The 23915-nt window shown below is 60.4% G+C and carries 22 protein-coding genes; 8 read left to right on the plus strand and 14 right to left on the minus strand.

Going from position 1 to position 23915, the window contains the following annotated elements:
• Nucleotides 1–32 precede the first annotated feature (32 nt).
• The 7 genes from HBJ59_RS11185 to HBJ59_RS11215 form a co-directional block, all read right to left on the minus strand.
• Nucleotides 33–887 (minus strand): alpha/beta hydrolase, encoded by an 855-nt coding sequence (locus HBJ59_RS11185; protein WP_167663581.1) that lies wholly within the window; start codon nt 885–887, stop codon nt 33–35.
• Nucleotides 884–1693 carry an alpha/beta fold hydrolase gene (locus HBJ59_RS11190; protein ID WP_076015247.1) on the minus strand — a complete coding sequence of 270 codons (810 nt, stop codon included), beginning with the start codon at nt 1691–1693 and terminating at the stop codon, nt 884–886. The genes HBJ59_RS11185 and HBJ59_RS11190 overlap by 4 nt, the downstream gene beginning before the upstream one ends.
• Nucleotides 1694–1791: 98 nt before the next feature.
• Nucleotides 1792–2235: a hotdog fold thioesterase gene (locus tag HBJ59_RS11195; RefSeq protein WP_076015246.1), complete on the minus strand. Its 444-nt coding sequence runs from the start codon at nt 2233–2235 to the stop codon at nt 1792–1794.
• Between the two features lie 31 nt (nt 2236–2266).
• Entirely contained in the window at nt 2267–3934 is a 1668-nt protein-coding gene (locus HBJ59_RS11200; protein ID WP_167663583.1) for an AMP-binding protein, read from the minus strand.
• Between the two features lie 913 nt (nt 3935–4847).
• Nucleotides 4848–5297 (minus strand): phosphohistidine phosphatase SixA, encoded by a 450-nt coding sequence (sixA, locus tag HBJ59_RS11205; RefSeq protein ID WP_076015244.1) that lies wholly within the window; start codon nt 5295–5297, stop codon nt 4848–4850.
• On the minus strand, nt 5294–5641 hold the full coding sequence (locus HBJ59_RS11210; protein ID WP_063028225.1) for a DUF4389 domain-containing protein: 348 nt from the start codon (nt 5639–5641) through the stop codon (nt 5294–5296). The genes sixA and HBJ59_RS11210 overlap by 4 nt, the downstream gene beginning before the upstream one ends.
• A gap of 10 nt (nt 5642–5651) precedes the next feature.
• Complete coding sequence (locus tag HBJ59_RS11215) at nt 5652–6677, minus strand: NAD(P)H-dependent glycerol-3-phosphate dehydrogenase (RefSeq protein WP_076015243.1); 1026 nt, start codon at nt 6675–6677, stop codon at nt 5652–5654.
• Nucleotides 6678–6872: 195 nt separating this feature from the next.
• Between HBJ59_RS11215 and HBJ59_RS11220 the strand changes: the two genes are divergently transcribed.
• The 5 genes from HBJ59_RS11220 (at nt 6873) to fabB (ending at nt 13831) form a co-directional block, all read left to right on the plus strand.
• The gene (locus HBJ59_RS11220; protein WP_167663584.1) at nt 6873–9005 is read left to right on the plus strand and encodes a TonB-dependent receptor domain-containing protein; all 2133 of its coding nucleotides are present in this window, start codon (nt 6873–6875) and stop codon (nt 9003–9005) included.
• Nucleotides 9006–9025: 20 nt separating this feature from the next.
• Complete coding sequence (locus tag HBJ59_RS11225) at nt 9026–9937, plus strand: ABC transporter substrate-binding protein (protein ID WP_167663586.1); 912 nt, start codon at nt 9026–9028, stop codon at nt 9935–9937.
• Nucleotides 9934–11835: an ATP-binding protein gene (locus HBJ59_RS11230; protein WP_076015240.1), complete on the plus strand. Its 1902-nt coding sequence runs from the start codon at nt 9934–9936 to the stop codon at nt 11833–11835. Before HBJ59_RS11225 ends, HBJ59_RS11230 begins: the two co-directional genes overlap by 4 nt.
• 248 nt (nt 11836–12083) lie before the next feature.
• Entirely contained in the window at nt 12084–12599 is a 516-nt protein-coding gene (gene fabA, locus HBJ59_RS11235; protein ID WP_003210552.1) for a 3-hydroxyacyl-[acyl-carrier-protein] dehydratase FabA, read from the plus strand.
• Between the two features lie 11 nt (nt 12600–12610).
• Complete coding sequence (fabB, locus tag HBJ59_RS11240; protein WP_017480195.1) at nt 12611–13831, plus strand: beta-ketoacyl-ACP synthase I; 1221 nt, start codon at nt 12611–12613, stop codon at nt 13829–13831.
• 864 nt (nt 13832–14695) lie between these two features.
• On the opposite strand, the gene HBJ59_RS11245 is transcribed toward fabB, so the two are convergent.
• The 3 genes from HBJ59_RS11245 to HBJ59_RS11255 form a co-directional block, all read right to left on the minus strand.
• On the minus strand, nt 14696–16321 hold the full coding sequence (locus tag HBJ59_RS11245; protein WP_076015238.1) for a methyl-accepting chemotaxis protein: 1626 nt from the start codon (nt 16319–16321) through the stop codon (nt 14696–14698).
• A gap of 135 nt (nt 16322–16456) precedes the next feature.
• Nucleotides 16457–16921, minus strand: a complete 465-nt coding sequence (locus tag HBJ59_RS11250) for a DUF3859 domain-containing protein (protein ID WP_167663587.1) — start codon at nt 16919–16921, stop codon at nt 16457–16459.
• Nucleotides 16922–16988: 67 nt separating this feature from the next.
• Nucleotides 16989–17993, minus strand: a complete 1005-nt coding sequence (locus tag HBJ59_RS11255; protein ID WP_167663589.1) for an amidohydrolase family protein — start codon at nt 17991–17993, stop codon at nt 16989–16991.
• 140 nt (nt 17994–18133) lie between these two features.
• Between HBJ59_RS11255 and HBJ59_RS11260 the strand changes: the two genes are divergently transcribed.
• Together HBJ59_RS11260 and HBJ59_RS11265 are read left to right on the plus strand one after the other, a co-directional pair.
• Nucleotides 18134–18550, plus strand: coding sequence for an OsmC family protein (locus tag HBJ59_RS11260; protein WP_017477540.1), 417 nt, complete (start codon nt 18134–18136; stop codon nt 18548–18550).
• A 64-nt stretch (nt 18551–18614) separates the two neighbouring features.
• Nucleotides 18615–19487, plus strand: a complete 873-nt coding sequence (locus HBJ59_RS11265) for a pirin family protein (protein WP_167663591.1) — start codon at nt 18615–18617, stop codon at nt 19485–19487.
• A 135-nt stretch (nt 19488–19622) separates the two neighbouring features.
• Here the strand turns inward: HBJ59_RS11265 and HBJ59_RS11270 are convergent, their stop codons facing one another.
• The 4 genes from HBJ59_RS11270 to HBJ59_RS11285 all read right to left on the minus strand — a co-directional run bounded on the left by HBJ59_RS11270 (nt 19623) and on the right by HBJ59_RS11285 (nt 23337).
• On the minus strand, nt 19623–20351 hold the full coding sequence (locus tag HBJ59_RS11270; protein ID WP_167663592.1) for a dienelactone hydrolase family protein: 729 nt from the start codon (nt 20349–20351) through the stop codon (nt 19623–19625).
• Nucleotides 20352–20417: 66 nt separating this feature from the next.
• On the minus strand, nt 20418–22322 hold the full coding sequence (htpG, locus tag HBJ59_RS11275; protein WP_167663594.1) for a molecular chaperone HtpG: 1905 nt from the start codon (nt 22320–22322) through the stop codon (nt 20418–20420).
• Between the two features lie 89 nt (nt 22323–22411).
• Nucleotides 22412–22864 carry a PaaI family thioesterase gene (locus HBJ59_RS11280; RefSeq protein WP_076015232.1) on the minus strand — a complete coding sequence of 151 codons (453 nt, stop codon included), beginning with the start codon at nt 22862–22864 and terminating at the stop codon, nt 22412–22414.
• The gene (locus tag HBJ59_RS11285; protein ID WP_167663596.1) at nt 22861–23337 is read right to left on the minus strand and encodes a PaaI family thioesterase; all 477 of its coding nucleotides are present in this window, start codon (nt 23335–23337) and stop codon (nt 22861–22863) included. Before HBJ59_RS11285 ends, HBJ59_RS11280 begins: the two co-directional genes overlap by 4 nt.
• A gap of 157 nt (nt 23338–23494) precedes the next feature.
• On the opposite strand from HBJ59_RS11285, the gene HBJ59_RS11290 reads away from it, so the two are divergent.
• Nucleotides 23495–23737, plus strand: coding sequence for a hypothetical protein (locus tag HBJ59_RS11290; protein ID WP_010166269.1), 243 nt, complete (start codon nt 23495–23497; stop codon nt 23735–23737).
• The last annotated feature ends 178 nt before the right edge of the window (nt 23738–23915 follow it).

A 23915-nucleotide genomic window follows, 5' to 3' on the forward strand; every position in this document is an offset into this window, starting at 1 on the left:
TCCGCCCAGCCTCGGCAGTTGACTCCGCCAAGTCAAGGCGTGGAGAAGAACCGATTGAAACAGTCTGCAACAAGGGTAGCGCCTGACTCGTCGTTCAGGTGCAAATGATGGCCACCGGGCAAGGTGGTCACCTGGAATGGAAGCCCGGAAAGCAATTCGGAATGTTTCGCCAACATGCCGTCTTCGGCGACCACCAGCTGTGTCGGACAGCCGACTCGACGCACGAAGGCCATCGCCTGTTCTTCTGTCAGACGCATAGGGGAAGCCAGGGTCAGACGGCTGTCGCTGCGCCAGGTGTAACCTCCGGGAACTGGCATAAGGCCGCGTTGGGCCAGCAGTTCGGCGGCTTCGCGACTGACCGCCACCACGCCTTTCATCCGCGCTTCCACCGCCCGATCGAGGGTGCTGTACACCGGTTTGCGTTTGTCCTGCAGGTTCAATTGCGCCTGCAACGCCATGCCGAGGCGTTCGGCGGCGTTGTCTGCGGTGCCGGTCGGCGGGATCACGCCATCGATCAATCCCAGGTGTGTCACTCGCTCCGGCAAGGCGCCGGCCAACACCAGGGAAACGATGGCGCCGAGGGAGTGGCCAAGTAATGCAAAACGTTTCCAGCCCAGTTGCTCGGCGACTTGCAGCACATCGTGGACGTAATCCCACAGGGAGTAACCGGCACCGACGGGGCGATGAGCCGAATGACCATGGCCGGCCATGTCCAGCGCAACGATGCGCAGGCCATCGAGTTTCGGCGCCAGGCGCGCGAAGCTGTTGGCGTTGTCCAGCCAGCCATGCAGGGCAATCACCGGCAGGCCGTCCTCTGGACCGAACAGATGCGCCGCCAACTCGATGTGCGGCAACGCCAGGCGGACTTCTTCGACGGGCGCGGTCATGCGCAACTGCGCTCGCGCTGGCGAGCTTCCCAACGGGCAAACAGATTCTTGATCAAGGTGGCAGTGTCCTGTGGGCGCTCAAGAGGAAACATGTGGCCGCCGGGCATGGTCAGCATTTCACCCATCGGCATGCGCCCCACGCCGCTGGCATGATGACGCATCACTACCCGGCTCTGGCGGCCACGCACTACCGCCAGCGGCACTTTCAATTGCCGGGCCTGGCCGGGACTGGTGTGGGGCACACCACGGTAGATGCTGATCTCGGTGGCCGGATCAAAGCGCAGACGCAGGCGGTCGCCCACCTGCTCCAGGCCATGTTGCAGGTAAGCGTCGAAACACTCGGGATCAAAGCCGCGAAATAGGGTCTTGCCGGCGAAGTACTGGCGCGCTGCCGCCAGGTCGGCGAACTCTTCACGCCGCCCCAGGGTTCGGCCCGCCGGGGTCAGCCGGTCGATAAAACCGAAGCGCTTGGCCGCACGGATCACCCAGCGATCCGCCAGGGTCAGCACCGGGGAATCGAGCATCACCACGCCGCGATATAACTGCGGGCAACGCATGGCCGCGTGCAGGTGCAGCACGCCCCCCAACGAATGGCCCACACCCCACACCGGTTCCGGTTGTTGCTCAAGGTGGTGGATCAGTTCGTCCACCAGGTTCTGCCAGTTGTCATCCACCGGAAACCTCGGGTCGTGACCGTGCTGCGGCAAATGCGCGACGGCGTACTCCGGGGCCAGGGCGGCAAACAACTTGCCGTAGGTCGCCGAAGGAAAGCCATTGGCGTGAGCGAAAAACACGTGCTGCGACATACCTGATCCATCACCATAAACAGAGCGTTGATTCTCCCCAGACCGGGCAGTCACGGCAATGACTGTAACTGCCAGGAATGATGACACTCACGCCACACCTATCGAGCCGGCGGGTTCTCGCCCAACGGCACCACGGCCATGGTCAGGCGCGATACGCAGCTGGCCTTGCCTTCATCGCTGGTCAGGCGGATGTCCCACACGTGGGTGGTGCGCCCGATATGAATCGGCTTGGCCACCGCCGTCACCCGCCCGCTGCGCAAACCGCGCAGGTGGTTGGCGTTGATTTCCAGGCCCACGCAATAGAACTTGCTGGCGTCGATGCACAGGTAGCTCGCCATGGAGCCCACGGTTTCCGCCAGCACCACCGACGCGCCGCCGTGCAGCAGGCCGTAGGGTTGATGGGTGCGGTGGTCGATCACCATGCTGGCGGTCAGAGACTCGTCGTCAAAGCTTTCGAAGCGAATATCCAGCACTTCACCGATGGTGTTTTTCTGGATCGCATTGAGTTGTTCGATATTCGGTTGGGTGCGCCACAGGCTCATTGATCGATCCTTATTGGTTTTATGTCAGTGCTCAATCCTGCCACAGCACGGCTTCGGAGCGCGCGCTCCAGTCCAGGAACTGTGGCCCGTAGACGGCTTCAATCACGTTACGCTTGATCTTCAAAGTGGGCGTGAGGAAACCGTTTTCCACCGCCCAACTGTCTTTCACCACCACCAGTTGGCGCAAGCGTTCATGTTTATCCAGCAGCTGGTTGACCTCTTCCAGCAGGCGCTCGAGGCTGACCTGCAACGCCTGGCGCCCCTGGCCATCGGCATCTTGCAGGCCCACCACCGATAACACGCACAGGCCCATGGGCGCGCTCAAGCCATCGCCTACCACGCACACCTGCTCGATACGCGCATGCTCGGCCAGGCGGTTTTCAATCGGCGCCGGGGCCACGTATTTGCCTTTGCTGGTCTTGAAGATTTCCTTGAGCCGTCCGGTCAACCGCAGTCGGCCATCGGCGTCCTGCTCGCCCTTGTCGCCGGTGCGCAGGAAGCCGTCGGCGGTGATGGTTTCGGCGGTTTTCACCGGGTCCTTGAAATAACCGAGCATGGTCGCGCCGCTACGCACCTGGACTTCGCCGTCGTCACCGATGCGCACTTCAACGTCCGGGCATGGCGGGCCGATCCAGCCAAGTTTCTGCTCGCCGGGGCGGCACACGTGGGAGTAGCCGCAGCTTTCGGTCATGCCGTAGACCTCCAGCACATCCAGGCCGAGCCTGCGGTACCAGACCAACAGGGCTTCGGGCACGGGGGCTGCGCCGGAGATTGCCACGCGCACGGCGTCCAGGCCCAACCCGGCGAGCACTTTGTGGCCAACGCGTTTGCCGATGAAGGGCAGGCGCAGCAAGGTATCGAGGCGGCTTGCGGGGATTTTGCTGTAGACGCCCATCTGGAACTTGGTCCAGATGCGCGGCACGCCGAACAGTGCTGTCGGCCTGGCCCGCTTGAGGTCTGTCAGAAAAGTGTCGAGGCTCTCGGCGAAAAATACGGTTTGCCCGGTGTAGATCGAGGCCATTTCCACAAACATGCGCTCGGCCACGTGGCACAGCGGCAGGTAGGACAGCAGGCGGTCGCCCTCCCCCAGGCCGAACAATTCAGTGCCGCGAGTGGCCGCGAAAGCCAGGGCGCCGAAGTTGTGCATCACGCCCTTGGGCAGGCCGGTGGTGCCGGAGGTGTAGATGATGGTGGCCAGGTCCGAAGCGGCTGGCGCGGGGTTGTCCTGGATGGGTGAGCAGGTTTGCAGGTCGGCCCAGGTGAAGTCGAATTCGCCTTCGGGGCACAGCGGCAGACTGATGGTGGGCAGGTCGGCCTTTACTCCGGCGGACATGGCGGGCCAGTCGTCCAGTTTGCCAATGAACGCCAGCGCGGCTTCGGAGTGCTCGAGTACGTGGGCGACGGAGTCGGCGGTGAGGTTGGGGTAGAGCGGCACGGAGACATGGCCGGCCATCCAGATGGCGAGGTCGGCGATGATCCAGTGGGCGCAGTTTTTCGAGATCAGGGCGATGTGGGAGCCCTGGGGGAAGTCGCGGGCGCGCAGCCAGTGAGCGGCGCAGCGGGCTTGGTGGCCGGCTTCGGCCCAGGTAAGGGTTTGGACCTCGCCGCCTTTGATGGGCTGAACCAGGAATCGTTGCCGTGGGTGGCGGGCTTCGCGGTCGAAGAAGACTTGCAGCGGCAAACGAATAGCGACAGACATGGACGCGCTCCTTTGTGTTCCGATGGTAGCCAACCAAGCACTTGCTTGGCTGACTATTTCATGGGAGCGCGGGGGGTGCAAGTTCTGCTGGTTTGGGGTGTATATCCGTTATTTGGGTGATGGCTTGTATGGGTTCCGCTCTTACAGCGGGTCACTTTTGAAAAGAGCCCAAAAGTAACCAAAAGGCTCTTGCCCCACCACTCGGCACCTCGCCTAGGCTCGGTGTGCCCTCACTCCGGCTTTGGACCGTGGGCCGCCGCGATGGGCCATCCTTGGCCCAGCGCGGCTAACCCGGCGTCCTGCCGGGTTACCCACGCTCCAAAGCCTGCGTTCGGCCAGCGTGGTTTAACGGGGCGCCTAAGATCAAGATCAACAGCAGATCAAGAGCACAGCGGCCTACAGGCCGGCTTGAGTGTGGTGAAGCAACAGCAAAAGCTAAAGCGGACACGGTCCAAATGTGGGAGCGGGCTTGCTCGCGAAGGTCGTTAACGATGACGCGGGCATCCTGAATGAACGCGGCGTTCTCAGGTTTTTCGCGAGCAAGCTCGCTCCTACAGAAAAGCAGCTTTGCTTTCGCTCTTAACACTCAAGCCGGCCGGGAGGCCGCTGTGCTTTTGCTTTTGATCTGCTTTTGATCTGACTGCCCCATTCAGCCCGAGGCCGAACGCAGGTATTGCGGAGCGGGTAAACCGGCAGGACGCCGGTTTAGCCGCGCCGGGCCATGGATGGCCCGTCGCGGCGGCCCGCGTAGCAATGCCGGAGTGAGGGAACACCGAGCCTAGGCGAGGTGCCGACAGGCGGGGCAGAGCGTTTTGGTTACTTTTGCGCTTTTCAAAAGTGACCCGCTGTAAGAGCGGAACCCTAAGCGGCCGTTACCGAAGAAACGGATATGTACCCAAACCCAAACCCAACCTTAAGGATTCCGAACACTCAAAAGACTCATCAACCCCGCCAACGGAAAATCCCCCTCCAACTCCGCCAAACTCGCCGTACTCATAGCCTGCGGCTGCCGCAAATGCCCATGCTGCAAATAACTGATCAGCCCCCCCACAAACGGCTGATGGCTAACCAACAACACATCATCGTCATTATCGAGATGCTTGAGCACCTCCAGCGGATTACTCTCGGGCGTCAACCAAGGCACAGTGCGGATTTCAGGCTCAAACCCCAACGCCTCCCGCACCAACTGCGCCGTCTGCTGCGCCCGCACATAAGGACTGGCAATAATCGCCCGCACAGGCTGCCCAATCAGATGCCCCGCACTGCGCAAAACCTCCTCACGCCCATGGGCCGTCAAATTACGCTCAGCATCCGTACGCGCATGCCCCTCGGCCTCACCGTGACGCAACACCCACACCTTCATAGCTTCGGTTCCTCATCACGCACAGGATGCGGCGCCGGCGGCACGCTGTGAGCAGCCTCACCTTCCGGTGCACGGGGCGTCGGCCAATCAGCAAACGGCCAAGGCTTCTGATCACTGTGAAAACTGCCAAACCGCCCAATCTGCGCCAAAAACTGACTCAAACTGTCACCAAAATTCATCAGCCCAAGGTTCGGCGCGCCGTACACCAACCGGTAAACCAGCTGCACTACCACCAGCGCCCCCAGCAGAAACTGCGCCACTTGCCACACCAGGGCAAACACCAGCATCCACAGCACACGCAGGCCAATGGATTCGTACTTGGGAGCTGCTTTCGGATCGTTCATGACGCGTTCCTCAGTTGAAACCACTGGTGGAAATAAAGTCGACATCGGTCTTCGGCTCGGCCCGCATCAGCAACTCGATGACCTGGTTCAAGGTGCGCCCTTCAAACAGGATCGCGTGCAAACCGGCGACCAGCGGCATATACACCCCGACTTCCTGGGCCTTGGCCTTCAGCACCTTCAGGGTGTTGACGCCTTCGGCCACTTCGCCCAAACGCGTGACCGCGTCTTCCAGGCTCAGGCCCTGGCCGAGGGCGAAACCTACCTGATAGTTGCGGCTTTTCGGTGACGAGCAGGTGACGATCAGGTCGCCCACGCCAGCAAGGCCGAGGAAGGTCATCGGGTTGGCGCCCTGGTTGACCGCAAAGCGCGTCATCTCGGCCAAGGCACGGGTGATCAGCATGCTCTTGGTGTTTTCACCCATGCCCAGCGCAACCGCCATGCCGGCGATGATCGCGTAAACGTTTTTCAACGCCCCGCCCAGCTCGACGCCGAAGCGATCGGCACTGGCGTAAACACGGAAGGTGCGACCGTGCAGCACTGCCTGCACCCGTTCGCAAAGTTCTTCGTCTTCACTGGCGATCACGGTGGCGGTCAGCGCGTGCTCAGCCACTTCCCGCGCCAGGTTCGGGCCGGACAACACGCCAATGCGTGCCTCGGGGGCGATTTCTTCAAGAATTTCGCTCATCAACTTGAAGGTGTGCGCCTCGATGCCCTTGGTCAGGCTGACCAGCAGCTTGCCCGCCAACCGCTCGGCGTGGGGCGCGAGCACCGAACGCAGGGCGCTGGAGGGCAGCGCGACAAAGCACAGGTCGCACTCGTCCAGCGTCGCCTGCAAATCAGTCACCGGCTCCACGGCCGGCAGAATCTTGATGCCTTTAAGGTAACGGGGGTTTTCCCGGTTGACCCGGATGGCCTCGGCTTGCTCGGGGTCACGCATCCATTGACGCACCTGGTGACCATTTTCAGCCAGCAGATTAGCCACGGCGGTACCAAAACTTCCGCCTCCCAGGACCGCAATAGGGCGCTGTTCAGTCATATGCAATCCGTTAATCCATAGCAGTGGCGATGGCCGCATTATACGGAGCGACCCGCTTGCGGCCAGCCCCCGCGTCAATTCAAACACTCGTCGGAAAATGCGACATTTGTGCGAAGTAATTACAGGGCCGACGACTGGCAAAAGGCCCCGCCTCAGTTAACATGGGCGGCTATCCGTAATTATCAAGGCCGTGCCGTGTATTTGGGCCCTCCTCCTCGTTCATCTCTCCTGCTGACGCTGTTGTGCATGCCGTGGTGCAGTGCGCCGTTGCTGGCCGACGATCTGTTCCTCGACAGCCAACCGCTGCCGCAGGTACTGACCGCTACGCGGCTCAAGCAATCGGCCGCCGCCGTGCCCGGCAGCATGACGGTGATCGACAGCGAGTTGATCAAGGCCAGCGGTGCGCGGGATATCCCGGAACTGCTGCGGTTGGTGCCCGGGATGATGGTCGGCTACACCACCGGCAACCAGGCCGCCGTGAATTACCACGGCACCCAGGCCGGCGACGCCCGGCGCATGCAGGTGCTGATCGATGGTCGCTCGGTGTACCGCGCCGGCCTGGCGACGGTGGACTGGAGCGATATTCCGGTGGCCCTGGAAGACATCGACCGCATCGAAGTCTTCCGCGGCCCCAACACTGTCAGTTACGGCGCCAACGCGCTGATGGCGGTGGTCAACATCCTCACCCGCTCCCCAGCCAACAGCCACGGCACCCGGATGAAACTCACCCAGGGCGGACGCGGGATCAACGACTGGTACGCCAGCCAGGGCATGGGCTGGGAAACCGGCGACTTGCGCCTGTCACTCTCCGGCCAACAGGACGATGGTTTTGACAGCGACCGCGTGGGCGCCGACCGCCGTGACAGTCGCCGCCTGAGCCGCTTCAGCCTCGCCGTGAGCCAGAACCTGAACGCGCAACAAAGCATCGACTGGCAACTGGACGCCAAGGAAGGCACCAACCAGCGGCCGTACACCTATCAACCAGTGTTCGATGGTATTACCGAAGGCGGTACAAATTCTGACGTCAGCGCCAAGGATTACGCCGGCTCCCTGCGCTGGAACTTCGACTTCAATCCTGATCACAGCCTGTATATCCAGGGCTCGGCCCAGCAGTGGGATCGCCGGCAGATCTGGCGCGCCTGCGACGCCAAGGTCTCGTTCAGCCCGGAGTTGACCCAGCTGTGGCAGCTCAATCCCAACTATGCCGAGCGACTGGCCCGGCACATGAACAACTTCAACCCCGGCAACCTTCCACCCGGCAGCCCCGCCGAACAGGCGCTGGCCCGGCAGGTGCTCCAGCAATGGGGTGACGGCGGCAAGGACCCGGTTTGCGGCAACATCGACCAAAGCACCAAGGAAAGCCGCTACGACCTGGAGATTCAGGACACCCTCAGCCTGTCCGATAGCCTGCGCCTGGTCAGCGGCATGAACTACCGGTACGACCGCGCCGACTCCGACACCTACTTCAACGGCACCCTGGACGACACCACCTGGCGCATGTTTGGCCACCTGGAATGGCGTGCCAGCGAACACTGGCTGCTCCAGGGCGGCGCAATGTATGAGGACACCCACCTGAGCGGCAACTCGCTGACGCCCCGGGTGGCCGTCAACTACCTGATCAACCCGCGTCACGGCCTGCGTGCGGTGTACTCCGAAGCCATCCGTTCGCCGGACATGTTCGAGAACAACGTCAACTGGAGTTACCGCGTCACCAACCTCAGTTCGCCGGCCTACGGCCAGAACTCCGGTCAATATTTCGTGGTAACCCGCGGCCCGGGCAACCTCGACAAAGAGCTGATGCGCTCCCGGGAGCTGGGCTACAACGGCTTTTTTGCCGACATCGGGCTGAACGTCGACGTGAAGCTGTTCTATGACGAAATCAGCGACATGGTCAGCGAGCCGCTGCGCAACAACCAGTACATCGCCAGCAACTCCAACAGCTCGCGCTTTACCGGCACTGAAACCCAACTCGACTGGCACATGAGCACCGCCGACCGGCTGCGGCTGACCTATGCTTACGTAGACGCCAGCGCCACCAACCCGCTGGACAGACAGCAAACCGCCCGCAACAGCGGCTCGGCCGGCTGGATGCGGGAATGGGGCCATGGCTGGTCCAGTGCGGTGTTCTACTATGGCGACGACGCGCTCAACCAGTATCGCTTCGAACGGGTCGACCTGCGGGTGGCCAAGCGCATTGCCTTGGGCAAAGCCAACGTGGAGCTGGCCGGCATGTTGCAACAACGTCTCGACAATCAGCCCACCACCTGGCCCGACAACAACTATGACCAACGCCACGTGCTCTACTTCAGTGCGGAGTTAGAGTTCTAGTGGATAGCGACTTGTCACGGATGACCCTCTCCTTTACCGCCCGACTCTGGCGGCGCTGTGTGTTGTTTGGGGTTTTACTGTTTGCCGCACCGACATGGGCGGCGCAAATCCTGCTGACCGCCGACGAAGACGGCCCGGGCGTACAAGCATTCGTCCAGGCCCTGAGCGAACAGCGCCCCGAAGACCATGTGCAGTTCACCCCGCTCAAAGACCTTCCCGCCCCCGCGCACTTGCCGGCCAGTACCCGTCTGATCCTGCTGGACCTGCCCAGCCTCGACTGGCGCCTGCAGGACACCCAGGGCCCGCCGACCCTGGTGCTGCGCATCAGCCGCCTGCAAGCCCGCCAGCGCCTGGGTGACAGCGTGCCCCCCAAGATCAGCCTGTTGTGGAGCGACCCGCCACTGGACCGCCAACTGCGCCTGATCACCGGCATCCTGCCCCAGGCCCGGCGCATCGGTGTGCTCTATGGGATCGACAGCGAATTCCTGCTCCGCGAGTTGCGCCAGCATGCGGCGCCGATGGGGCTGGAGATCGTGCCCCAGCTTTGGGACAACACTAACGACAGTCGTCCGCTGCAAAGCCTGTTCAAGAGCAGCGACGTCTTGCTGGGGCTGGATGATCCCCAGCTGTACAACCCGAAAACCGCGAAAAACCTGCTGCTCAGCAGCTACGCCAGGCAATTGCCACTGGTCGGGCCCAACGCCGGGTTCGTCAAGGCCGGCAGCCTGGCCAGCACCTACAGCGATCAGGCCGACTGGCTGAATGTACTCGACCGGCTGCTGGACCATGCGCCCGCCAACTGGCCGCGCTCGTTGTACCCGGAACGCTTCAAAGTCGTGGGCAACCCGCAGGTTGCGCGCTCACTGGGGATCGAACAGGTGGACGAAACCAACGTCGCCGCCCGCCTGGCCGAAGGAGAAAAACGCCCATGACATTTCGTCGCCGTTGGGACATCAACACCCGAACCCAGCTCATCACCCTGGGCCCGGCACTCCTGTTGACGCTGCTGTTGATCAGCTTCTTTACCTTCGTACGGATCCAGGACTTGCGCCAGGAGCTGGACCACACCGGCCAATTGATCGCCAACCAGCTGGCACCGGCCACCGAATACGGGGTTATTTCCGGCAACAACGACGTGCTCGAAAGCCTGTTGCGGGCCACCCTGGCCACGCCGCATGTGCGCTTTCTGGAGATACAGGACAGCACGGAAAACATTCTGGTGTATGTCGAGCAACCGTCGGAGAAGCACGACCGTTCGCTGTCGGTGAAAGTGTTCCAGGCGCCGATTCGCCTGCAACATATCCAACTGGGCAATGACTTCTTCCAGGACAACATCGCCGAGCCCAAGGCGCCCCGTGCGGATTACCTGGGCCGGGTGATTGTGGGCATGTCCAACGATGCGTTCAGCCAGCGCCAGCAGGAAATCCTGTTCAAGGCCGGGATTCTCGCGCTGTTCGCCCTGTTGTTTACCTTCTTATTGGCCCGGCGCCTGGCGGCCAGCCTGTCGCAGCCGATCAGCGCCATGGGCAATGCGGTCAAGGCGATCCAGCAGGGCGATTACCAGACGCCACTGCCCATTGTCGATGACTCGGAACTGGGCGACCTGTCGCGTCACATCAATAATCTAGCCGATGGCTTGAACCAGGCCAGTCGTGAACAGCACCAGGCCATGGCCCAGTTGATCCAGACTCGCGAAGAAGCCGAGCGGGCAAACAATGCCAAGTCAGACTTCCTGGCGATGATGAGCCATGAACTGCGCACGCCGATGAACGGGGTGCTGGGTATGCTGCAACTGCTGGAAACTACCGACATGACCGAGGAGCAGACCGAATACGCGGCGCTGGCTTCAGAGTCCACCGAACATCTGCTCAAAGTGATCAACGATATCCTCGACTTCTCGCGCATCGAGCGCGCAGCCCTGGAGCTGGAGCACATTCCGTTCGACCTGATGGAGCTGATCAGCAGCTGCGCCCAGGCCTTCCAGCATGCCGCCCAGCAACGCGGGCTGGCGCTTGAAGTGCCGATTCCGCAGGGCCTGGACTCGCTGCAGGTGCAGGGCGACCCGACGCGTATCCGGCAGATTCTGGTGAACCTGATCGGCAATGCCCTCAAGTTCACCGAGCACGGCACCGTCACCGTCGAACCGCACTGGCAAACCCTGGACCATGAACTGTTGTGGTTCACCTGCACCGTGCGCGACAGCGGGATTGGCATCTCGGCCGAGCGCCTGGAATTGATGTTCGATGCGTTCCAGCAAGCTGACAGTTCCATTTCAAGACGTTACGGCGGCACCGGACTGGGCCTGCCTATCGCACGCACCCTGGCCGAACGTATGGGCGGCACCCTTCGCGCCCAGAGCGAAGAAGGCCAGGGCTCGGTGTTCACCCTGGAAATTCCGCTGGCGATTTACCAGCAGAGCTTGCCGGTGATCGTGCCGAACGCCGAAGGCAGTGCCAGTGCAGGCGAAGGCCGTAACGTGTTGCTGGTGGAGGACAACCCGGTCAATCGCACCGTGGTTGAAGCCATGCTGCGCAGCCTTGGATTTGAAGTCAGCATTGCCACCGACGGCGCCGAAGCGATTCGCAGTGCCGAGAGCCTGATTTTTACCGCGATCCTGATGGACTGCCGACTGCCGGGCATCGACGGTTACGAGGCCACCCGGCAGATTCGCCAGTTGCCCGGTTGCGCCGACCTGCCGATCATTGCCCTCACGGCCAACGCCTTGCAGGGCGACCGCGAAGCCTGTTTGGCGGCTGGAATGAACGATTACCTGGCAAAGCCGTTCAAACGCACGGATTTACAGCAAATCCTGCAGCGGTGGGTGCAGTAACACGGTGCCATCAGCCAACTGCGACTGGCGTGAAAGACGAAAGTGCGGCAGTCTTAGGCACCCGAACGGGCCCGTAAACCGGCCCGGTTTATAATTTCAGTGCACAAGTGTACATTCATGACCTTGACGCTGTGACTTTCACTACAACGCAATAGTCTATGTGTAGGCTGCCGATATGAGGCATGAACGCTTCAGTCGGCCGGGAAGATTTGCCCTGCCCTGCCGCATGGGATTATTGAGGAGCTCGCATGACCAAACAAAACGCCTTTACTCGGGAAGACCTGCTGCGCTGCAGTCGCGGTGAGCTGTTCGGCCCAGGTAACGCGCAACTGCCCGCCCCGAACATGCTGATGGTGGATCGCATCACCCATATCAGTGAAGAGGGTGGCAAGTACGGCAAAGGTGAATTGGTCGCCGAGCTGGATATCACCCCTGACCTGTGGTTTTTCGCCTGCCATTTCGAAGGCGATCCGGTGATGCCGGGCTGCCTGGGCCTCGACGCCATGTGGCAGCTGGTTGGCTTCTACCTGGGCTGGCAAGGCCTGCCGGGCCGCGGTCGCGCCCTGGGTTCGGGCGAAGTGAAGTTCTTTGGCCAGGTCTTGCCGACCGCCAAGAAAGTCACCTACAACATTCAAATCAAGCGCGTCCTCAAGGGCAAGCTGAACCTGGCCATTGCCGATGGTTCGGTGACTGTCGACGGTCGCGAGATTTATACTGCCGAAGGCCTTCGGGTCGGCGTATTTACTTCCACTGACAACTTTTAAGGGTTATCCGCATGCGCCGCGTCGTTATCACTGGTCTGGGCATCGTTTCGTGCCTGGGCAATGACAAAGAGACCGTCTCCGCTAACCTGCGTGCAAGTCGCCCTGGCATCCGCTTTAACCCGGAATATGCCGAAATGGGTCTGCGTAGCCAGGTTTCCGGCTCCATCGACCTGCCCCTCGAAGAGCTGATTGATCGCAAGATCTATCGCTTCGTCGGCCACGCAGCCGCTTACGCCTACCTGGCCATGAAGGACGCGATCACCGATTCCGGCCTGAGCGAAGACCAGGTGTCCAACGTACGTACCGGCCTGATCGCCGGTTCCGGTGGCGCGTCGACCTTGAACCAGATGGAAGCGCTGGACATCCTGCGCGAGAAAGGCGTCAAGCGTGTTGGCCCGTACCGCGTCACGCGGACCATGGGCAGCACCGTTTCCGCCTGCCTGGCCACGCCGTTCAAGATCAAGGGCGTGAACTACTCGATCTCCTCCGCTTGCGCCACCAGTGCTCACTGCATCGGTACCGCGGTTGAGCAGATCCAGCTGGGCAAGCAAGACATCGTGTTTGCTGGTGGCGGTGAAGAAGAACATTGGAGCCAGTCGTTCCTGTTCGACGCCATGGGCGCATTGTCGACCCAGTACAACGAAACCCCGGAAAAAGCCTCCCGCGCCTATGACAAGAACCGTGATGGTTTCGTCATTGCTGGCGGTGGCGGCATGGTGGTGGTCGAGGAGCTGGAACACGCCCTGGCCCGTGGTGCGAAGATCTACGCGGAAATCGTTGGCTACGGCGCGACGTCCGACGGCTACGACATGGTTGCGCCAAGCGGCGAAGGCGCCATCCGCTGCATGCAGATGGCCATGTCCACCGTTGATACTCCGATCGACTACCTGAACACCCACGGTACTTCGACTCCGGTCGGCGACTCCAAGGAAATGGAAGGCGTGCGTGCGGTATTCGGCGACAAGGCTCCGGCGATCAGCTCTACCAAGAGCCTGTCGGGTCACTCCCTGGGCGCCGCTGGCGTTCACGAAGCGATCTACTGCCTGCTGATGATGGAAGGCAACTTCATGGCAGGTTCTGCCAACATCGAGGAACTGGACCCGGATGTGGCTGACATGCCGATCCTGACCAAGACTCGTGAAGATGCGACCATCAACACCGTGATGAGCAACAGCTTTGGCTTTGGTGGCACTAACGCTACCTTGGTGCTGAAACGCTGGCAGGGTAAGTAAGCTTCCCGCGGCTTGATCGTCTGAAAACGCCCCGACTGGTTCGGGGCGTTTTTTTTTGCCTCGGTTGTTGGGTGTATATCCGTTATTTGGAGGATGGCTTCGATTGGTTCCGCTCTTACAGCGGGTCACTTTTGAAAGGAGCCCAAAAGTAACCAAAAGGCTCTTGCCCCACCACTCGGCACCTCGCTTGGGCTCGGTGTGCCCTCACTCCGGCTTTGGAGCGTGGGCCGCCGCGATGGGCCATCCTTGGCCCAGCGCGGCTAACCCGGCGTCCTGCCGGGTTACCCACGCTCCAAAGCCTGCGTTCGGCCAGCGTGGTTTAACGGGGCGCCTAAGATCAAGATCAAAAGCAGATCAAGGGCACAGCGGCCTACAGGCCGGCTTGAGTGTTTTAGAGCAACAGCAAAAGCTAAAGCGGGCACGGTCCAAATGTGGGAGCGGGCTTGCTCGCGAAGGCCGTTAACGATGACGCTGGCATCCTGAATGAACGCGGCGCCCTCAGGTTTTTCGCGAGCAAGCTCGCTCCTACAGAGAAGCAAGCCGGCCGGTAGGCCGCTGTGCTCTGCTTTTGATCTGCTGTTGATCTTGATCTGACTGCCCCATTCAGCCCGAGGCCGAACGCAGGTATTGCGGAGCGGGTAAACCGGCAGGACGCCGGTTTAGCCGCGCCGGGCCATGGATGGCCCGTCGCGGCGGCCCGCTTCGCTGTGCCGGAGTGAGGGAACGCCGAGCCACAGCGAGGCGCCGACAGGCGGGGCAGAGCGTTTTGGTTTCTTTTGCGCTTTTTTCAAAAGTGACCCGCTGTAAGAGCGGAACCCTAAGCAGCCGTGACCGCAGCAACGGATATGTACACCGTCCACCACCCTAAACCGAAAACCTAGCCACCATGGTGTTGAGATCCACCGCCAACCGCGACAACTCCTGACTCGCCGCACTCGTCTGGTTCGCCCCGGCCGACGTCTGCTGCGCCAAATCGCGAATATTCATCAAATTGCGATCCACCTCCCGCGCCACCGCCGCCTGCTCTTCCGAGGCACTGGCAATCACCAGGTTGCGCTCGTTGATCAGCGTAAACGCCGAAGCAATCTCCTCCAACGCCGTCCCAGCCGACTTGGCAATATCCAGCGTCGACCGCGCCCGGGTGTTGCTCTGCTGCATGGAGCTCACCGCCTGATCAGTCCCCTGCTGAATCCCGCTGATCATCTGCTCGATTTCCTGCGTCGACTGCTGGGTCCGATGGGCCAGCGCCCGCACCTCATCCGCCACCACTGCAAACCCACGCCCGGCATCCCCGGCCCGCGCGGCTTCAATGGCAGCATTCAACGCAAGCAAATTGGTCTGCTCGGCAATCGAGCGAATCACATCCAGCACCTTGCTGATGCCATACACCTTCTGCGCCAGGTCCTCCACCTGCGTCGCATTGGCCGTCACATCATCCGCCAGGGACTCAATCGACAACACCGTCTGATGCACCTGCTCGCGACCATGCTGGGCAATACGGTCCGACTCACGGGACGCCTGTGAAGTGGCCACCGCATTGCTCGCCACCTCCTCCACCGCCGCCGTCATCTGGTTCACCGCAGTAGCTGCCTGTTCAATTTCCTGACTTTGCTGATGCAGCCCACGGGTGGCATCCTCCGTCACACAGCTGAGCTCCTCGGAAGCCGACGCCAATTGGCTGGACGAATCAGAAATACGCCGAATGGTTTCCCGCAGGCTCTCCTGCATGCTTTTCAGCGCCCGCTGCAAACGCGCCGGTTCATCGTTGCCGCTGACGGTAATCACACCCGTAAGGTCGCCACTGGCCACGCCCTGGGCGACTTTCAGCGACTGGGATAACGGCAGCACGATACTGCGGGTCAGCAGCAGTGCCAGGCCAATGGTGATCAGCGCCGTCACGGCAATCATGCCAACCACCCAACTGCGCGATTGGGTGAACACGCTTTGGGCCAGGCTCGCCGCCTGATTGGCACTGACCTTGTTCAGCGTCACCAGCTCACGCAGGGTGCCGGCCAACTCATCGGCCAACTGGTTCATCTCGCCGTTGACGACCTTGATCGCGTCTTCCAGCTGATTGGCCCGAGAAAATGCCATCACTTGCTCTTGGCGTTGCAGGTAGCGCGCTTCCTCGGTCTTGAAGCGATCGAACAGCACCCGCTCTTCCGGCAGCACAATCAAGCCTTCATAGAGCGACTGAGCCTTGTGCAGGCCGTTTTTCAGTTCGGTGATTTTCTGTTCATTCTGCGTGATCGCCTGCGGGTCGCGGTTAAGCAGCAGGCGCAGCGTCAGGGCCCGTACCCGCAGCAGGTCCTGATTCATCTCGCCGACCGCCATCACGCTGGGCAGCCAGTTGTTTTCCACCTGGTCCGACTGCTGGCGCATATTGCCCATCTGCGACAAGGCAAACCCGCCCAGGGCAAACACCATCAGCGCCAGCAAACCAAACCCCAGGCCGGCGCGAGGGGCGATATTCAGACTTCTGATATTCATGTTCGGAATCCTTCCAAAAGCGCTGCATCCACCTGCAGCGGGCTCTTGAAAGGTATCGGCGAAGAACGAAGTTTGCGTAAGACGAAAACGCGATATCAAAACGCCTTATGATCGCCCGGCCCCGGCTGTAGCGATTCAGCGAACGGTAAAGCTCTTTTGCGTGAGCAGACGATCCCCCTGGAACACCATGAAACGCCACTCGCCCGGCACCACTTCGTGGTTTTCGGTGAACTCATAGGCCATCACGTCCTGTGGGGCACCGGGCACCAGCTTCTGGGTTACTTCGAATTTGTCGTGACGCACACCATCCGGCGTGCGGACGCCCGGGGTGAAGTAGAGCAAGGTCAGCGGCGTGCCTTCGGCGACTTTGCCGAGCAGTTGATAACGCAGGCCGAATTTGGTGCCCAGCTTCACCGGCACCACGGTGGTGGACTGAATCTGTTCGTTGCTGCGGCGCAGCACGCGCTCTCCGGCCTGCAACTCGGCTTTCGGGCCATCAAACACGCCGTACTCCACCGGCCCTTCGATACGCACTTCGGCACTGGCGAGGCTGCTGGTCATCATCAGCGCCACCAAGGCGCCTGAACGGGTGAATTGCATGCTGCACTCCTTGTTTGAGAAGGCCGCAGCTTATGACGCAGGGATGACGACAGGATGACAAAAACCATCACTTGGGCTTGGGCAGAATCGCCAGGAAATTGTCCCGTGCAACCTTTCTGGCCACGTCTTCAGGCAGCGCATCAAGAAACGGGTCGAAGCTGCGCATTTCCTTACCCAGCTTGTTGAAGCGTCCTACGACGTCCGAGCCAAGCATGAAGCGGTCCGGGAAGCGCTCTACCAGCTTTACCCACTCAGGGCGTGGCTTTCCCGCCTCACCCAGCAAGTAAGGCGTGAGCACGCTCCAAGACAGGTCGACGTACAGGTTCGGGTAAGCCTCCAGCAGGCGTGCCAGGGTCGGTAGCAGGAAATCCATCTGCGTCTGGTGCCGATGGATTTCCATGCTGCTGCCCGCGTGAGCCCAGATAAACCGGGTGTGCGGATGGTTGCGCAGGGGCTCTTCCATTTCCGCCAGGTACAACGGATTTTTCTCACGCTTGGAGGTGATGTTGGAATGCACCATCACCGGCAGATCGTTCTCCGCCGCCAAATGATAGATGCGGGTCATCGCCTCGTTGTTGGCTCTTGGGGTGTCGCCGGAGGTCAGTGCAGTCAGGTCGTCGTGACGGGTGAAGACTTCGCCGATGCCTTGCCACAGCCCTGGGTTGAGGTCGAGCATGCGCTGGATGTGGGACGCGGCGTTTTTATCGTTGGGGTTGAAGCCGCTGAGGAACGGGTGAAAGCGCTGGCGTTGCTCCGGGGTCAGTTTATTCACCGCATCGGCGACAAACACGTCAGTGGCGCTGTACCAATACGCGTCGGCATCGTCGCCTGCGTAATAACGCGGGCGCTTGGGCTCGTCTTCGTGCCATTTCTTGGCCACGGGGATGCCGGAAATCATCACGTGTTCAATCCGATTATCGGCCATGGCCTTGAGCAACTTGTCCATGCCCGCCGACTCCTGGAAGAAGTCGACGTAATGCAGGTGTGCATCGCTGTAGGCATAGTCGCGGGCCTGCGCGGCAAGGCTCGCGGCGGCCAGTAACAGGGCAATACTCAGGCGGGTCCGGCGCACGGTGGCATCTCAAACAAGGGCTAATGAAGGTAGACCTCAGGCCGCGCCTGCGGGTTCAGCGCTAAACAATGGGGAACACCCAGGTGCCAGCATGCTCTATAACTGCATGAGCTTCTTCCTGCCACCCTGTGAGGTTTGCCATGCCTGTTACCGTGAATACGCTGAACGCCGAAAACTTTCGCCACAGCGTCAACATCAATAACCATGAGCTGTTTACCGACCTGCCCAAGAGCCTGGGCGGCGACGATTCGGCGCCCTCTCCCCACGATTACTTCGATGCCGCGCTGGCGTCGTGCAAGGCGCTGACGGTCAAGCTCTATGCACAGAAAAAAGACATTCCGCTCACCGGCGTCACCGTGGAAGTCACCCACGACAGCACCGAAGAGCAAAAGGGCAAATACAAGCTCAGCGTCAAGCTCACCCTCAAGGGCGTACTCACCGACGAGCAGCGGGATGAATTGCATCGCGTGGCGGATCGCTGCCCGGTGCATAAGCTGATGACCACCGCCGAAGTCACCATCGAGACCAAACTCTCGGAAGGCGCCTTCAGCCAGTAGCGGCAACCTCCCGTCGAGCGGGTTATGCTCATTGCCATCTAACCCGCTCAGACTGGGATGCACCATGACCACAGTGACCGTGATTCGCCCGCGTGCCGAAGATGTGGAAGGCCAACCGATCCTGCGCCCGCTGCCGTCCAGGCAATGCCGCAGCGTCGGGCCGTTCGTGTTTTTCGACCACATGCTGCAAACCCGCTATGCCCCGGGCACCGGCATGAATATTCGCCAGCACCCGCATATCGGCCTGTCCACCCTGACCTACCTGTTTGAAGGCGAACTCCTGCACAAGGACAGCCTCGGCTCCGACCAGGTGGTCAAGGCCGGGGATGTCAGCTGGATGACAGCCGGCAGCGCCATTGCCCACGTTGAACGCAGCCCTGAGGCGTTGAAGGCCAGTGGTTTCAACCTGCACGGCTTGCAAGTATGGCTGGCCTCGCCCAGGGATCATGAGCAAGGACCTGGGCATTACAGCCATCACCCCGCCGCCAGCTTGCCGGTCAGTGACAACCTGGGCGTGCAGATTCGGCTGATTGCCGGCAGCGGCTTTTGCCTGGAGTCTCCGGTGCCGGTGTTGTCACCCACGCTGTATGCCGAAGTGCGGATGCAGACGGCTACGACGCTGCTGATCCCGGATGAGCATGTGGAACGGGCGGTGTATGTGCTGGAGGGTGACGCGCAGTTGGATGGCGAGGTGCTGGAGGTGCATAGCCTGGTGGTGTTGCCGGCAGGCGAAAGCATGGCGCTGTTTGCCGAGACCGATTGCCATCTGGTGGTGTTCGGTGGCGCGGCGCTGGATGGACCACGGCGGATTAACTGGAATTTTGTGGCGAGTGATCCGGCGTTGATCGAGCAGGCTCGGCAGCGTTGGGCGGCTGGGGATTGGCCGACAGTGCCGGGGGAAACCGAGCGAATTGAGTTGCCTGAAGGTAAGGCTTAAGCGCTTTATTGCCTATGAAATAGCCTTCGCGAGCAAGCCCGCTCCCACATTTCGACCGCGTTCCTTCAGGAAGTACGCGGTCAAAATGTGGGAGCGGGCTTGCTCGCGAAGGGGCCACCTCAGGCAACCGAACTATCAGCCCTTGAACACTTCATCCAGCAAGTTATGCATCGACTGGAAGGCTCGTGCAGCGGTCTTCGCGTCATACATCATCTTGCCCGGCACGTTCGCGTGCGGGTCGGTAAACGAGTGCACCGCACCGCCGTAGCTCAGCAATTGCCAATCCACACCGGCCGCGTTCATTTCATCTTCAAACGCCGGCAGTTGCTCTTTCGGCACCAACGGGTCGGAAGCGCCGTGCAACACCAGCACTGAACCCTTGATGTTTTTCGCGTCGGCCGGGTTCGGTGTGTCCAGGCTGCCATGGAACGAAACGGCCGCTTTCAACGGAGCACCGGTACGCGCCAGCTCCAGGGAGCAGCAACCACCGAAGCAGAAACCGAAGGTTGCCAGCTTCGAGGTATCCACCGTGGCTTCGGTCTGGGTTTTCAGGTGATCAAGCGCGACCTGCATGCGCTTGTTCAGCAACACCCGGTCGTTCTTCAACGGCATCATCGCCGCGCCTGCTTCGTCGCCGTTCGACGGGCGAACCGTTTGCCCGTACAGGTCGGCGAGCAGCACCACGTAGCCCTTGCTGGCCACGCTCCTGGCGATCTCTTCAGCGCCGGCGCTGACACCCATCCAGTTCGGCGCCATTAACAACCCTGGCAGCGGGCCCTTATGACTGGCATCAAATGCCAGGCGACTTTCATAAGACTGGCCATCAATCTGATAGACCACGGAACGCACGGTGATTTGGCTCATCATTTACTCCAGGTGAAAGGCTCTAAAACGAAAAAACCCGCCGAAGCGGGTTTTTCTACAACGGTGTTAAACCGACAGTTCAACCAACAGCTTGTTCAGTCGGCGCACATAAGCGGCCGGGTCTTTCAGGCTGTCGCCGGCAGCCAGGGCTGCCTGGTCGAAGAGGATGTGCGACAGGTCGCCAAACCGCTCTTCGCTCTGCTCGCCGTCGAGTTTCTCGATCAACGGGTGAGCCGGGTTGAATTCGAAGATCGGCTTGGAGTCCGGAACCTTCTGGCCGCTGGCTTCCAGGATCTGACGCATCTGCATGCCCAGGTCCTGCTCGCCGATGGCCAGGATCGCCGGGGAATCGGTCAGACGGTGGGAAACCCGAACTTCGCTGACAGCATCGCCCAAGGCGGTCTTGATTCGCTCAACCAGGCCCTCTTTGGACTTGGCCACTTCTTCGGCAGCTTTCTTGTCTTCTTCGGAATCCAGGTTGCCCAGGTCCAGGTCGCCGCGGGCGACGTCAACAAAGCTCTTGCCGTCGAAGTCGCTGAGGTAGCTCATCAGCCACTCGTCGATCCGGTCGGTCAGCAGCAGCACTTCGATGCCTTTCTTGCGGAAGACTTCCAGGTGCGGGCTGTTCTTGACCTGAGCGTAGGTTTCGCCGGTCAGGTAGTAGATCTTGTCCTGACCTTCCTTGGCGCGAGCCAGGTATTCGGCCAGGGAAACGTTCTGCTCGCCATCGTCACCGTGGGTCGATGCGAAACGCAGCAGGCCGGCGATTTTTTCCTTGTTGGCGAAATCTTCTGCCGGGCCTTCTTTCATGACCTGGCCAAAGTTTTTCCAGAAGCCCTTGTATTGCTCAGGCTCGTTCTTCGCCAGCTTTTCCAACATGTCGAGGACACGCTTGGTCAGCGCCGACTTCATCGAGTCGATGATCGGGTCTTTCTGCAGGATTTCCCGCGACACGTTCAGCGACAGGTCGTTGGAGTCGACCACGCCTTTGATAAAGCGCAGGTACAGCGGCAGGAAGGATTCCGCCTGGTCCATCACGAACACCCGCTGCACGTACAGCTTCAGGCCTTTCGGCGCTTCACGCTGGTACAGGTCGAACGGAGCACGGGCCGGGACGTAGAGCAGCGAGCTGTATTCCAGCTTGCCTTCGACCTTGTTGTGGCTCCAGCTCAGCGGGTTTTCGTAGTCGTGGGCGATGTGCTTGTAGAACTCCTGGTATTCCTCGTCTTTGACTTCGGTACGAGGACGGGTCCACAGGGCGCTGGCACGGTTGACCACTTCCCATTCCTGGGCAGGCGCCTCTTCGCCTTCGGCCGCCGCTTGTTCTTTCGGCAGTTCGATCGGCAAAGCGATGTGGTCGGAATATTTCTTGATGATATTGCGCAGGCGCCAGCCATCGGCGAACTCGTCTTCACCGGACTTCAGGTGCAGCACGATGCGGGTACCACGGTCAGCCTTGTCGACGGTGGCGATTTCAAATTCGCCCTCGCCCTTGGAAGACCAGTGCACGCCTTCGCTGGCAGCAAGACCGGCGCGGCGGCTGAATACTTCAACCTTGTCAGCAACGATGAAGGCCGAGTAGAAGCCCACGCCGAACTGGCCGATCAGGTGCGAATCTTTCTTCTGATCGCCCGACAGGTTTTTCATGAAATCAGCGGTGCCGGATTTGGCGATGGTCCCCAGATGGGTGATCGCATCGTCGCGGCTCATGCCGATACCGTTGTCTTCGAGGGTGACGGTTTTCGCGTCCTTGTCGAAGCTCACACGGATTTTCAGTTCCGCGCCGCCTTCCAGCAACTCAGGCTTGGACAGGGCTTCGAAACGTAATTTGTCGACAGCGTCAGAGGCGTTCGAGATCAATTCGCGAAGGAAAATTTCCTTGTTGGAATACAGCGAATGGATCATGAGGTGCAGCAGTTGCTTCACCTCGGTCTGGAAGCCCAGGGTTTCCTTTTGAGTTTCCACACTCATGGTCATCAAACTCCAATTGGATGGCAGTGGCCGCGCCCTTGAGGGTTGGCGGCGGGTTGTCATCAAAGTTGGGGGCTAAGACCAGGATTTCAAGGGCGGGCCGTTTCCTCAATCTTGAAATGCGCACGGGCGGTGGCAATCGGTTCGGCCGGGGTGCTTTGCCAGGCAGTAATCGCCACATTGGCCACCCGTCGGCCCTGGCGCCACACCTGGCATTTGGCGTAAGTGTCGCGAAACTGGCCGGCGCGCAGGTAATCCAGGGAGAAATCGATGATTTTGGGAACGCCAGGTGCACCGGTAAAAACCAGCAAATGCAAGGCTGCGGACAGCTCCATAAAGCCTGCGATCACCCCACCATGGATCGCCGGTAATATCGGGTTACCAATGTTGTCCTTGTTGGCCGGCATGCGGAACAGCAATTCGTCCCCCAGCCGCGTGCACTCGACGCCGATCAGCTTGGCGTAGGGAATCAGGTTGAGCAGCGCCTCATAGTTGCCACGCTCATGGGCTTGCTGCAGACGGGTCTTGAACTGATGCTTCATGGCTGTTCTCCCTTGATCGTATTGCCCAGGCCCTGGCTGCCCTTGAGGCGCTTGCCCATGCGCATGAAGGTGCCCACCACATGGGCAATCGGTTGCTGCGGGTTGTCCTGATAGGCGAAGCCGCGGGTGAAGATCACGTCGGTGGTCACCCGGTAGCACTGGGCAAAACCGAATACCGGCTTGTGGGGTTCGGCCGGGTGCATGTAGTCGACGCGCAGGTCCAGGGTCGGGCAAACCTCGAACTCCGGCAGCACACACAAGGTGGCCATGCCGCAGGCGGTGTCCATCAACGACGTGAGCGCGCCGCCATGGATCACCCCGGTCTGCGGATCACCCACGATTTGCGGACCATAAGGCAGCATCAGGGTCATGCCGTCTTCACTGGCGGCATAGACCTGGATACCCAGCACCTGACAGTGGCGCAAGGCTGAAACGAAGCGTGTGGCACGGGACAAAAGAAGATTTTCGGTCATTCGTTAAAGACTCTTATTAGTGTGGATCCGGCGAAATAGACAACCCTGGTGAAAGTTCCCTGGAAAAACGTCTTATATATCTGTGAGATTTAAGGAACTAAGCGTTGGGCATAGGCTCGAAAGGCCAGTAGATATCTTCAATAAGGAGAAACACCCCATGCGCAAGACTTTAGCTATTTCCTTGATGTTGGCCGCTGCCCTCGGCCTCGCTGCCTGCGATAAAAAATCCGAGGACAAAGCTCAGGATGCCAACCAACATGCTGAACAAGCTCAAGAAAAAATGAGTGAAGCTCAGGATAAAGTGAACGACGCTGCAAAAGAAAACGCTGAAGCTGCCAAAGCCCAGCAGGAATCGAACAACGCAGCCGCGAAAGAAGCAGCACCTGCAACCGGTTCTTGAGTCTGACGACTTGAACACCGTGGTTTGAAAAACCATGTTGCAAAAGAAAGCCCGCCAAGTGCGGGCTTTACTTTGTCTGGTGCTTTTATCAGCCCAGTAAAGTGCGAAAAATCGGACTAAGCCTTAATCAGCCCAAGGAACCAGCCCCACACTTTGAATCACTCAATTGACGCCCCGA

Source organism: Pseudomonas sp. AN3A02, assembly GCF_011765255.1.
GTDB lineage: Bacteria > Pseudomonadota > Gammaproteobacteria > Pseudomonadales > Pseudomonadaceae > Aquipseudomonas.

Coding starts and splice junctions, on each gene's coding strand:
- HBJ59_RS11210 (WP_063028225.1), bottom strand. CDS start 5,641: ATGAACGATCCGAAAGCAGCTCCCAAGTACGAATCCATTGGCCTGCGT.
- HBJ59_RS11185 (WP_167663581.1), bottom strand. CDS start 887: ATGACCGCGCCCGTCGAAGAAGTCCGCCTGGCGTTGCCGCACATCGAG.
- HBJ59_RS11290 (WP_010166269.1), top strand. CDS start 23,495: ATGCGCAAGACTTTAGCTATTTCCTTGATGTTGGCCGCTGCCCTCGGC.
- HBJ59_RS11270 (WP_167663592.1), bottom strand. CDS start 20,351: ATGAGCCAAATCACCGTGCGTTCCGTGGTCTATCAGATTGATGGCCAG.
- HBJ59_RS11225 (WP_167663586.1), top strand. CDS start 9,026: ATGACCCTCTCCTTTACCGCCCGACTCTGGCGGCGCTGTGTGTTGTTT.
- HBJ59_RS11190 (WP_076015247.1), bottom strand. CDS start 1,693: ATGTCGCAGCACGTGTTTTTCGCTCACGCCAATGGCTTTCCTTCGGCG.
- HBJ59_RS11200 (WP_167663583.1), bottom strand. CDS start 3,934: ATGTCTGTCGCTATTCGTTTGCCGCTGCAAGTCTTCTTCGACCGCGAA.
- HBJ59_RS11285 (WP_167663596.1), bottom strand. CDS start 23,337: ATGACCGAAAATCTTCTTTTGTCCCGTGCCACACGCTTCGTTTCAGCC.
- htpG (WP_167663594.1), bottom strand. CDS start 22,322: ATGAGTGTGGAAACTCAAAAGGAAACCCTGGGCTTCCAGACCGAGGTG.
- HBJ59_RS11265 (WP_167663591.1), top strand. CDS start 18,615: ATGACCACAGTGACCGTGATTCGCCCGCGTGCCGAAGATGTGGAAGGC.
- HBJ59_RS11195 (WP_076015246.1), bottom strand. CDS start 2,235: ATGAGCCTGTGGCGCACCCAACCGAATATCGAACAACTCAATGCGATC.
- sixA (WP_076015244.1), bottom strand. CDS start 5,297: ATGAAGGTGTGGGTGTTGCGTCACGGTGAGGCCGAGGGGCATGCGCGT.
- fabB (WP_017480195.1), top strand. CDS start 12,611: ATGCGCCGCGTCGTTATCACTGGTCTGGGCATCGTTTCGTGCCTGGGC.
- HBJ59_RS11280 (WP_076015232.1), bottom strand. CDS start 22,864: ATGAAGCATCAGTTCAAGACCCGTCTGCAGCAAGCCCATGAGCGTGGC.
- HBJ59_RS11250 (WP_167663587.1), bottom strand. CDS start 16,921: ATGCAATTCACCCGTTCAGGCGCCTTGGTGGCGCTGATGATGACCAGC.
- HBJ59_RS11245 (WP_076015238.1), bottom strand. CDS start 16,321: ATGAATATCAGAAGTCTGAATATCGCCCCTCGCGCCGGCCTGGGGTTT.
- HBJ59_RS11215 (WP_076015243.1), bottom strand. CDS start 6,677: ATGACTGAACAGCGCCCTATTGCGGTCCTGGGAGGCGGAAGTTTTGGT.
- HBJ59_RS11260 (WP_017477540.1), top strand. CDS start 18,134: ATGCCTGTTACCGTGAATACGCTGAACGCCGAAAACTTTCGCCACAGC.
- fabA (WP_003210552.1), top strand. CDS start 12,084: ATGACCAAACAAAACGCCTTTACTCGGGAAGACCTGCTGCGCTGCAGT.
- HBJ59_RS11230 (WP_076015240.1), top strand. CDS start 9,934: ATGACATTTCGTCGCCGTTGGGACATCAACACCCGAACCCAGCTCATC.